1 protein-coding gene is annotated in these 250 nt (G+C 32.0%); it reads right to left on the reverse strand.

The window, feature by feature from the left end:
• On the reverse strand, positions 1–250 hold a 250-nt coding region (locus SB775_RS32065), incomplete at both ends, for a UvrD-helicase domain-containing protein (protein WP_410865326.1).

Consider the following 250-nt stretch of genomic DNA (forward strand, 5'->3'; position numbering starts at 1 on the left):
CTGCTAAATGTTTTACAAGAAGGTACTGCGCTTTGTTCGTATCTTGATACTCATCCACGTGAATGTATTGGAACTTACGCTGATAAAACTCTAGTACTTCTGGAACACGTTCAAATAGCTGAATCGTTGTCATAATTAAATCATCAAAGTCTAATGAATTATTTTTCAGAAGACGTTTTTGATATTCTGTATATACATCGCTCGTTAATTTTTCATATGGATCAGCAATTGTAATTTTTTTCGCATATTT

Source organism: Peribacillus sp. SIMBA_075, assembly GCF_046534585.1.